The 7,708-nt window shown below is 66.7% G+C and carries 3 protein-coding genes; 2 read left to right on the top strand and 1 reads right to left on the bottom strand.

From position 1 onward, the window contains the following. On the bottom strand, positions 1-3,834 hold a 3,834-nt coding region (locus tag AC1RLW_RS15505; protein ID WP_493193780.1), incomplete at its 3' end, for a tandem-95 repeat protein. A 621-nt stretch (positions 3,835-4,455) separates the two neighbouring features. Here AC1RLW_RS15505 and AC1RLW_RS15500 point away from each other — a divergent pair. Together AC1RLW_RS15500 and AC1RLW_RS15495 are read left to right on the top strand one after the other, a co-directional pair. After that, complete coding sequence (locus AC1RLW_RS15500; protein WP_369629543.1) at positions 4,456-5,283, top strand: response regulator transcription factor; 828 nt, start codon at positions 4,456-4,458, stop codon at positions 5,281-5,283. 15 nt (positions 5,284-5,298) lie between these two features. Next, positions 5,299-7,608 carry a sensor histidine kinase gene (locus AC1RLW_RS15495; protein ID WP_493193779.1) on the top strand — a complete coding sequence of 770 codons (2,310 nt, stop codon included), beginning with the start codon at positions 5,299-5,301 and terminating at the stop codon, positions 7,606-7,608. Positions 7,609-7,708 lie beyond the last annotated feature (100 nt).

Here is a 7,708-nt window from a genome sequence, read left to right as displayed (position 1 = left end):
CGTGTCGCCATCGACGTCGCTGCCGACGACCTGACCGCTGACCGGCGTGTCTTCGTTCGTGGTCTCGGTGTAGTTGGGCGCCGTCGGTGCGTCGTTGACCGGGTTGACGGTCACGTTCACCGTGCTGGTGGTCGTGCCACCGTGGCCATCGCTCACCGTCACCGTGAAGCTGTCGGTGCCGTTGAAGTTCGCGCCGGGGACGTAGGTGTAGGTGCCATCGGCGTTGACCGTCACCGTGCCGTGCGCTGGATCGCTGCCCTTCGTGTAGGTGAGCGTGTCGCCATCGACGTCGCTGCCGACGACCTGACCGCTGACCGGCGTGTCTTCGTTCGTGGTCTCGGTGTAGTTGGGCACCGTGGGGGCGTCGTTCACCGGATCGACGGTGACCGTGATGGTGCTGGTCGTCGTGCCACCGTGGCCGTCGCTCACCGTGACGGTGAAGCTGTCCGTGCCGTGGAAGTTGGCACCAGGGACGTAGGTGTACGTGCCATCGGCATTGACGGTGACCGTGCCATGCGCCGGATCGCTGCCCTTGGTGTAGGTCAGCGTGTCGCCGTCGACGTCGCTGCCGACGACCTGACCGTTGACGGGCGTGTCTTCGTTCGTGGTCTCGGTGTAGTTGGGGACTGTCGGCGCATCGTTGACCGGATCGACCGTGACCGTGATGGTGCTGGTCGTCGTGCCGCCATGGCCATCGCTCACCGTGACGGTGAACGTGTCGGTGCCGTTGAAGTTGGCATTCGGGGTGTAGGTATAGGTGCCGTCCGCGTTGACCGTCACCGTGCCGTTCGCGGGGTCGCTACCCTTCACATAAGTCAGCGGGTCGCCATCCAAGTCGCTGCCGGTCACTTGCCCGCTGACGGGCGTGTCTTCGTTCGTCGTCTCGGTGTAGTTGGGCGCCGTCGGTGCGTCGTTCACCGGGTTGATGGTCACGTTCACCGTGCTGGTGGTCGTGCCGCCGTGGCCGTCGCTCACCGTGACGGTGAAGCTGTCGGTGCCATTGAAGTTAGCACCCGGGGTGTAGGTGTACGTGCCATCGGCATTGACCGTGACCGTGCCGTGCGCGGGGTCGCTGCCCTTGGTGTACGTCAACGTGTCGCCATCGACGTCACTGCCAACAACTTTGCCGCTGACGGGCGTGTCTTCGTTCGTGGTCTGGTTGTAGTTGGGCACCGTCGGTGCGTCGTTGACCGGATCGATCGTGACCGTCACCGTGCTCGTCGTCGTGCCGCCATGACCATCGCTCACCGTCACGGTGAACGTGTCGGTGCCGTTGAAGTTCGGGTTCGGCGTGTAGACGTACGTGCCATCGGGATTGACCGTGACAGAGCCGTTCGAAGGATTGCTGCCCTTGGTGTAGGTCAACGCGTCACCGTCGACGTCGCTGCCGATGACCTTGCCGTTGACGGGCGTGTCCTCGTTCGTGGTCTGGTTGTAGTTGGGCGCCGTGGGGGCATCGTTCACCGGATCGACGGTGACCGTGATGGTGCTGGTCGTCGTGCCACCGTGGCCGTCGCTCACCGTGACGGTGAACGTATCGGTGCCGTTGAAATTCGGGTTCGGCGTGTACGTGTAGGTGCCGTCGGGGTTGACGACCACCGAGCCATTCGAAGGATTGCTGCCCTTCGTGTAGGTCAACGCATCGCCGTCCACGTCAGCGCCCGTCACCTTTCCGCTGACCGGCGTGTCTTCGTTCGTGGTCTGGGTGTAGTTGGGCGCCGTCGGTGCGTCATTGACCGGGTTGATGGTCACGTTCACGGTGCTCGTCGTCGTACCGCCGTGCCCGTCGCTCACCGTCACGGTGAAGCTGTCAGTGCCGTTGAAGTTAGCGCCGGGGGTGTAGGTGTACGTGCCGTCGGCGTTGACCGTCACCGTGCCGTGCGCTGGGTCGCTGCCCTTGGTGTACGTCAGCGTGTCGCCATCGACGTCGGTGCCGACGACCTTTCCACTGACCGGCGTGTCTTCGTTCGTCGTCTGGTTGTAGTTGGGCGCCGTCGGTGCATCGTTCACCGGATCGACGGTGACCGTCACGGTGCTGGTGACCGTGCCACCGTTGCCGTCGCTCACTGTCACAGTGAATGTGTCGGTGCCGTTGAAATTCGGGTTCGGCGTGTAGACGTAGGTGCCATCAGGATTGACCGTCACCGTGCCGTGCGCCGGATCGCTGCCCTTCACGTAGGTCAGCGCGTCGCCATCGACGTCGCTGCCGATCACCTTCCCGCCGACCGGCGTGTCCTCGTTCGTGGTCTCGGTGTAGTTCGGTGCCGTCGGTGCATCGTTCACCGGGTTCACGGTCACGTTCACCGTACTGGTGGTCGTTCCGCCGTGGCCGTCGCTCACGGTGACCGTGAAGCTGTCGGTGCCATTGAAGTTTGCGCCGGGGGTGTAGGTGTACGTGCCATCGGCATTGACCGTGACGGTGCCATGTGCCGGATCGCTGCCCTTGGTGTACGTAAGGGTGTCGCCATCGACGTCGCTGCCAACGACCTGGCCGCTGACGGGAGTGTCTTCGTCCGTGGTCTGGTTGTAGTTGGGCACCGTCGGTGCGTCGTTCACCGGATCGACAGTAATCGTCACCGTGCTCGTCGTCGTCCCGCCATGACCATCGCTCACCGTCACGGTAAAGCTGTCAGTGCCATTGAAGTTCGGATTCGGCGTGTAGACATACGTGCCATCGGGATTGACCGTGACCGTGCCGTTTGCCGGGTCGCTGCCCTTCACGTACGTCAGCGCATCGCCATCGACGTCGGTGCCGACCACGCTTCCGTTGATCGGCGTGTCTTCGTTCGTCGTCTCGTTGTAGTCGGGCGCCTCGGGCGCGTCGTTGACGGGCGAGACCGTCACCGTCACCGTGCTCGTCGTCGTCCCGCCATGGCCATCGCTCACTGTGACAGTGAACGTATCGGTGCCGTTGAAGTTCGGGTTCGGCGTGTACGTGTACGTGCCGTCCGGGTTGACCGTCACCGTGCCGTGCGCCGGGTCGCTGCCCTTCGTGTAGGTCAGCGTGTCGCCGCTGTCGATGTCGCTGCCGGTCACGCGGCCGCTCACGGGCGTGTCTTCGGTCGTGGTCTCGGTGTAGTCGGGCGCGGTGGGCGCGTCGTTCACGGGCGAGACGGTCACGGGCACCTTGACGGTGGTGGTGCCGCCCTTGCCGTCGCTGACGGTCACTTCGAAGCTGTCGGGGCCTTCGTAGCCGGGCTTGGGCGTATAGACGAACTGGCCCGTGGTCGGATCGACGGTGACGGTGCCGTGTTCGGGGCCCTTGGCGACGGTGTAAGTCAGCGTGTCACGGTCCGGGTCGGTCGCCTGCACTTGCCCGGTCACGGGCTTGTCCTGATCGGTGACGACAGGGTCGGCCTTGCCTTCGGGGCCGCGGTTCTGCGCGGGAAGCAACGGCGGGATGAAGGCCGGGCCACCGCCGCCGCCACCACCACCGCTCGCGGCGGCACCGACGCCCAGCACGCCGAGCGCGCCCAGCAGCCAGCCCGGCACGCCGTCGGGCAGCAAGGCGCCGCCGGCGTCGTTCCATTCGATCTCGGTGAAGTGGAAGTCTTTCCAGGGCGCGGTGTACTGACCCCACCACTGCACGCCGGCGCCGTCTTCGAGCACGAGGTCGTTGCGGCCGGCGTCGGGGTACTCGGCGAAGAAGCCGCGCACGGCGACTTCCTGGCCGTCGCGCAGCACGAGCACGAGGTCGTCGCCGCGGCGCTCGAACTTGAGCACGCTCTCGGGCGCGATCTTCAGCGTGACGATCGACGGGCGATCCAGAACCAGAGGGGCTTCCGCCGTCGCTTTGCGGGATGACGCGCCACCAGACTTGTAAACAGCTTCCATGATTGGTCTTTCTCCTTGACTCCGGACCTCGGGCGAGCCCTCGCTTTCAGCGAACAGCCCGGGTCGCACGTTGGGAAATCTCGAAGGCCGCGGGTGGCTCTCGAGGACTCGCCGGCGCGACCCGGTGCGCGGGTCACGCAGGCTTGCGCTTGCATGGGGCGGGATTCTTGGTTCGGGGGGGTGTCCGGACTTTTGCCGGAGAGGCCGTGGCGTTTGCCGTGGCGTACAACTGTTCACAAACGTGTGTGAATGTCGAATACTTCACACGATTGGCGAAAGAAAATCAGCAATTCGCAAGCTGGGAAAGCGGGCGCTGGCGGTCTTTTGGCTTACGGGCTTTTGCCGGAGCGTCCAATTCTTTTGATGGACGGAATCGGCCCGGCTATTTCCTGCAATACCGAACGAGCCCTGTCCAGCACCCCGTTTTCCCTCTGACAGCCCCCCTCGCCGCGGCACCTTTTTTAAGGCCTCGAGCGGCAATGGCGGGCGGATCGATCAGGAATTAAGACCGGTCATTGGATGAATTTGCATTTCTTGTGACAATGATTACCAAATTAATTTCTTGGTTACATTGTTTCGGTCACAGGGCGTTCCAACGCAGTGCCGGCGCCCCCTCTTTCCATGTCCTATTGGTCACCTCCGGAGCCCCGGAGAGCTCATCTGCTGGTTGTCGACGACAACGTTGACGAACTCAAGCTCTTGCTGGAAACGCTGCGGGGCACCGGCTACCGCATCACGCTCGCCTTCGACGCGATGGAGGGCTACCGGCGCGCGACGACGCTGCAGATGGACCTGGTGCTGCTGGACGTGCGCCTGGGCGGCACCGACGGGTTTGCCGCCTGCCGCCTGCTGAAGGCCGACCCGGCCACGGCGGACATTCCGGTGATCTTCGTGACCTCGTCGGCCAGCCTGGAAGAGCGCCTGACAGGCCTGCGGGCCGGCGCGGTCGACTACATCGTGAAGCCCTTCGACCCGGCCGAGGTGATGGCCCGCGTCGAGATTCACCTGGCGCTGGCGGAATCCCGCAGGGCGCGCACCGCCCCTGCCACGCAGGCGGCGCCCCCGCCCGACAGCCCCGCCGCGAACGACGGCGGCGCGCCGGGCTCGGGCATGGACCGCGCACTCATGCAGGCGGCGGAGCGGCTGATACTGGCCGACCTGAGCCGCGTGCTGCCGCTGCGCGAGCTGGCGGCGCGCGTGGGCACGCACGAAAAGCGCCTGTCGCGCGTGTTCAAGGAGCTGACGAACCGCACGGTGTTCGAGTTCGTGCGCGAGGCGCGGCTGCACGAGGCGCAGCGCCTGCTGCTCGAATCGGCCATGCGCATCGAGGAGATCGCCGCGGCGGTGGGGTTCTCGAGCGCCGCGAATTTCGCGACGGCGTTTCGCGAGTACTTCGACTGCACGCCCTCAGCCTGCCGCCAGGCCGGTGTCGAACGTTCCGGCACCTGACGCGCGATGCATCCGGTGCGCACACGCCCCTGGTGGGCAAGCGGTCTGCTGCTCGGCCTGGCCTTGTGGTTGTGGGGCTTCGCGGCCAGCGCGGCGGAAGCCGTCAGGTTCAGCGCGCTGAACCGGGGCAATGTCTCCGTCGAACAGACCGTCGAGGTGCTGGAAGACCCCACGGCCCGCCTGTCGGCGCGCGAGGTGCTCGCCTTGCCCAGCGGCGGTGCGAACGGGTTCGTGCCCGCCACGCCCGACCAGCTGATGCGCGGGTTCTCGACCTCGGCGGTGTGGCTGCGCCTGTCGCTGGTCAACGATGCGCAGGAAGTGCGCACAGCGCGGCTCGGGCTCAACGTGACGTGGCTGCGGCATGTCGACTTTCATCTGCTGCGCACGCGCAATGGCCAACCCGCATGGACGCACGCGCAGGCCGGCGTGTCCGACCCGATGGACGCCACGCATCGCCACGACCGCATTCCGCAGTTGCAGATCGACCTGCAGCCGGGCGAGTCGGTGCAGGTGCTGGTGCGCGTGATGAGCACGGGCCAGATCAAGCTGGTGCTGGAGCTGCACACCGACGAGGCGTGGCATCACATCGAACGCAACCATGCGCTGCTCAGCGGCCTGCTGATCGGCGGGCTGCTGGCCTTCGCGGTGTATTCGGCCGCGCTGTGGTGGATTTCGCGCGCGCCGATGCTCGCGTTCCAGGCGGGGAGCTTCGCGCTGCTGGCGCTGTACGAGGCCACCTACCGGGGCTATGCGCGCATCGCGCTGTGGCCGAACAGCACCGACTGGAGCTACCGCGGGCACAGCGTGATGGTGGCGGCCACGGCGCTGTGCCTGCTGCTGTACTTTCACGAGCGCGGCCGCCAGAGCCCGGTGCGCGTGCCCGGGCGCCCGCTGCTGTTCGTGCTGGCCGGCGTCGAGATCGTCGTGCTGCTGGGCACACTGCTCGGCCCCTACGCGACCTTCGCGGCCATCGGCATCGTGAACGCGCCGCTGATCGTGCTCGCACTGACGGTCTGCACCTTCATCTACCAGCGACGCGCCGGGCCGGGCGGGCGGCTGTCGCTGCTGGTGATGCTCGTGATCTGCGTGGGCGCGCTGATGCGCATGTCGGCGCTGATGTTCGCGGAGCGCTCGATGTCCGACTTCGACCACTATGCGCTGGCGTTCCCGGGCATGCTGGTGGGCGCCTTCGCGATCACGGCGTGGTCGTTCCAGGAAACGCGCCAGCGCAACGCGGCGCAGCAGACGCTGCTGCAATGGCAGGCGCAGGAGCAGCAGCGGCTCGAAGAAGAAGTGGTGCGCAAGACCCGCGCGCTGAGCGAGGCGCTGGGCCAGGCCGAGCAGCGCACGCGCGAACAGAAGGAACTGCTGGCCTACATCAGCCACGACCTGCGCGCGCCGGTGGCCACCATCCTGGGCAACCTGAAGCTGATGCAGGACGGCAGCGACACGCCCGCGCCCGCGCGGCTCGCCACCATCGAGCGCAGCGCGGCCTACCAGCTGGAGCTGATCGATGACCTGGTCGACTACGCCAAGGGCGAGCTGGCGCCGCTGGCCGTCGAGGCGCAGCCGGTGCAGCTGCGCACGCTGGTCGACAACGTCGCGCAGTACGCGCACGCGCTCGCGCAGCGCCAGCACAACAGCTTCGAACTCACGATCGACGGCGAGCTGCCGGCCCTGGTCCGCCTGGACGGCAAGCGGCTGCAGCAGGTGGTGCTGAACCTGCTGTCGAACGCGGCCAGGTTCACGCGCAACGGCACCATCGGGCTGCGGTTGCAGGCGCAGCCGTCCCACGGCGCGTGGCAGCTGCATTTCGAGGTGACCGACAGCGGCACGGGCATCGACACCGACACGCTCGATCGCATGACCCGCCTGCTGGCCGACAACGCCCCCAGCATGGCGGGCGGCGGCCTCGGGCTCGTGATCGCGCAGCGCATCGTGCAGCGGATGGGCGGGCGGCTCGCGATCCACAGCGGCATGGGCACGGGGACGCGGGTGGTCTTCTCGCTGTCGACCGAGCCGGCGCCTTCGTCGGATGCGCCTGCACCGCCGTTGCCGGAACCCATCGCCGCGCCTGGTCCGCGCCCAAAGCCCAGGGCACGCCGGCCACTTCCGGTGTTGACGCCGTTGTCGCCGGCGCAGAAGGACGAACTCGAAGCGCTCGCCCGCGACGGGCGCTGGAGCGACCTGCACGAATGGGTGAACCGACTGGCCGCCGAGGCGCACAGCCAGCCGATGGTGTTGACGCTTCGCCAGGCGCTGGACCGGCTGGACTTCGAGCAGATCCGCCTGATGGCGCGCGCGGCGCCTTTGCGTCCGCTGTAGCCCGCTCTCGCCCGCCGGGGCCGCGCGCCAGAACCCATGCGACCGGCAGGGTCGCCCGATGGGCGGGCTCTCGCTTTCTATTTCGATATATCTAGAATAG

This window comes from Variovorax sp. GW822-FHT04A09, from assembly GCF_058801005.1.
Note: the sequence above shows the minus strand (reverse complement) of the source record. Positions and strands in the feature narration are given on the sequence as shown.

Excerpts from the sequence above, each read along its gene's own strand:
- AC1RLW_RS15500 (WP_369629543.1), top strand. The coding sequence starts at position 4,456 with ATGTCCTATTGGTCACCTCCGGAGCCCCGGAGAGCTCATCTGCTGGTT.